We start from the raw sequence: 2843 nt of genomic DNA, 5'->3' as shown, positions 1-2843 counted from the left end.
GTCCAGGAGGGCGACCGCGAGCGGGGGCGGAGCGCTGACCTCGCGGCCCGCCGGCCCGAACGCTCGGCTGAGGCGACCTCGATGGCGCCGCTCGCGCTCGGCCGAGACGTCCTCGCCGTCGATGCGGACGCGGCGGACAGTCCGCTCAGGAGGGCCGTCGAAGTCGTACTCGATGCGGCCGTCGACCTCGATGGTGGTCTCCCGCCGGGGGCCGATAAACAGGCGCTCCGTCGACTCGTCCATCGAGACGAGCGACGCCCGCGAGACCGCGGCGTCCCAGTCCGATCGCCATCGGTCGACGAGGTCGCTGCCGCTCGGCTGCGCGGCCGCGGCCGTGGCCAGAAACAGGAGGAGAATCGCGCGCATGTCGGAAGAACGCACCGAGCGCTCAGTTCCTGTCACGAAAGCGTGTCGAGTCGATCCCGGTTCGCCCGCCGCGCCCTCGAGGACGGCGTCGCGCTCTAGCTTTGCCGCATGACACACCGACTTCTCATCGTCGAGGACGACGACGACCTGCGCGAGACGGTCGCGCGCCGCTTCCGCGACGACGGCTACGACGTGGCGACGGCGGCGTCGGGGACGGACGCCCTCGAGGCCGTCGAGGCACACGTGCCGGACCTGGTCCTGCTCGACGTGATGCTGCCGGGCCTGGACGGCATCGAGGTCTGCCGACGCCTGCGGGCGGACCACCCGCTGCTCTACATCATGATGCTGACGGCTCGCGCGGGCGAGCTCGACCGGGTCGTCGGCCTCGAGGTCGGGGCGGACGACTACGTGACGAAGCCGTTCAGCTTGCAGGAGGTCGTGGCCCGGGTCCGCTCGGCGCTGCGCCGCGTCCGCATGGTGCGAGAACGATTGGCAGCGTCGCCGGCGGCCGATGACGAGGCGCCCATCGAGGCCGGACGTCTGCGCATCGACCCGGCCCGGCGCGAGGTCGTCCTCGAGGACGAGACGGTCCACCTGACGGTCCGCGAGTTCGACCTGCTGCTGTTCTTGGCCCAGCACCCGGACCGGCCGTTTACGCGGAGCCAGCTGCTCGAGAAGATCTGGGACATTCGGTACGAGGGCTACGACCGGACGATCGACAGCCACGTCCAACGTTTGCGGGCCAAGATCGAGGCCGACCCCGGCTCGCCGGAGTTCGTGCGGACGGTCTGGGGCGTCGGGTACAAGTTCGCGGCCGAGCCCAGTGCCGAGTAGCGACGACGCCGAGCCTCGGCCTGGCAGCCCTGGAGGGCGGACCGTCTTTTGGAAGGTGGCCGGCGTGCTGGTCGGCGCCCAGGTCGCGACGGCCTTGCTCGCGGTCGTGCTGAGCTCTTTCTTCGCCCAAGAGCGGAGCCAGGACCTTCTCGCGGGCACGCTCCAACTCCGGCTCGACGCCGTCGCCGAAGAGGTCGAGCTCCGCGCCGACATCGGTCCGCTAGGCGAGATCGAGGTCGACGCCCGCCTCCAAGCCGATCTGGCGACTCGCTTCCCAGACCCCGTCGCGCTCTTGGACGAGACGGGCGCCGTCGCCGGCACGTTCGGAGGCCCAGCGCCTCCAATCCCAGACGAAGCCATCGTCGCCCTCGAGGACGGACGCATCGCCGTCGACCTCGAGGACGGGTGGGGACTGGCTCCGATCCTGGCGTTTGACGGATTGCCGGTGGGGGCGCTGTTCGTGAGCCCACTCACAGAAACGGTCAAGCAGGAGCAGCGCGGGACGAGGGCGGCGTTCTGGCGAGCGGTCTGGGTCACCGTCCTGGTCGCAGTCGTCTTGGCCCTGATCCTAGGCGCCCTGTTCGCGCGCCGCCTGCTGCGGCCCGTCCTCGAGGTCACGCGCCGCGTCGAACGGTTGGGGGAAGGCGACTACGCCGACCGACTCCCCGAAGGCCCCGACGACGAGCTGGGGCGGCTCGCCCGGTCCGTGAACGAGATGGCGGCCCGCGTCGAGGCGTCGATCACGGCGTTGCGCGACACCGACCGGCTGCGTCGCGAGCTGGTCGCCAACGTCGGCCACGACCTGCGGACGCCACTCGCGGCGCTCCGGCTCACTCTCGACGAGGCCGAGCGGTTCTCGAGCGAGGGCCGCGGCGCCGACATCGAGGACGCGCTCGCGGCTGCCCGACGACAGGCCGAGGGCGCCGGCGACCTGGTCGCCGACCTGTTCGAACTGTCCGTCCTCGATGCGCCGGGACGAGACCTCCGGCTCGACCCCGTCCCCATCGGAGAGCTCGTCAACGACGTGGCTGGCCGCCACAGACGCGCCTTCGCCGCTGCCAACATCGCCTTCGAGGTCGACGTCCCCGCCGGACTGCCCGTCCTCGAGGCCGACGGCGCCCGTCTCGTCCGAGCGCTGTCCAACCTGCTCGACAACGCCCGGCGCCACACGGATGCCGGTGGGACGGTCCGGCTCTCGGCCTCGAGGTCGGAATCCCAGGTCGTCCTCGATGTCGCGGATACGGGCGAGGGGATCGCGCAAGACGTGCTGCCCCACGTGTTCGAGCGCTACTACCGGGGCGGCGGTGCCCGGACGAGGGGGAAGGGGACCGGGCTTGGATTGGCGATCGCCCGTGCCGTCGCGGTGGCGCACGGCGGCGCCCTCGAGGTCGAGAGCGAGGTGGGCGCAGGGTCGACGTTCCGGATGACGCTGCCGGTCTAGCGGTCGCCTTCGAGGACGGGAGGTCCTCGGGGGTACTTTCCGTTCCCTCGGCTCCGTTTGTGCCACCTGCCTCCTCGATCTGTCCGCCTTATGCGTTCCTCGGACCGCCTCGCCGCGCTCGCCCTCTTCGTCGCCGGGTGCGCCTCGCAGCCTACGCTCACGTCCCAGGCCCAGACGCCCGTTCCGGCGCCCGGACCGGCGA

The 2843-nt window shown here is 71.4% G+C and carries 3 protein-coding genes; 2 read left to right on the top strand and 1 reads right to left on the bottom strand.

What is annotated here, in order from left to right:
- Positions 1-366: hypothetical protein (locus WBA11_RS16045; protein ID WP_424521664.1), on the bottom strand; the 366-nt coding region annotated here is incomplete at its 3' end.
- A 108-nt stretch (positions 367-474) separates the two neighbouring features.
- Between WBA11_RS16045 and WBA11_RS16040 the strand changes: the two genes are divergently transcribed.
- Both WBA11_RS16040 and WBA11_RS16035 read left to right on the top strand, forming a co-directional pair.
- Entirely contained in the window at positions 475-1200 is a 726-nt protein-coding gene (locus tag WBA11_RS16040; RefSeq protein WP_424521663.1) for a response regulator, read from the top strand.
- The gene (locus WBA11_RS16035) at positions 1190-2641 is read left to right on the top strand and encodes an ATP-binding protein (RefSeq protein WP_424521662.1); all 1452 of its coding nucleotides are present in this window, start codon (positions 1190-1192) and stop codon (positions 2639-2641) included. Before WBA11_RS16040 ends, WBA11_RS16035 begins: the two co-directional genes overlap by 11 nt.
- The last annotated feature ends 202 nt before the right edge of the window (positions 2642-2843 follow it).

The organism is Rubrivirga sp., assembly GCF_049648075.1.
Lineage (GTDB): Bacteria > Bacteroidota > Rhodothermia > Rhodothermales > Rubricoccaceae > Rubrivirga.
Note: the sequence above shows the minus strand (reverse complement) of the source record. Positions and strands in the feature narration are given on the sequence as shown.

What these genes read in the sequence shown, in the direction of transcription:
- WBA11_RS16040 (WP_424521663.1), top strand. Translation starts at nt 475, where the DNA reads ATGACACACCGACTTCTCATCGTCGAGGACGACGACGACCTGCGCGAG.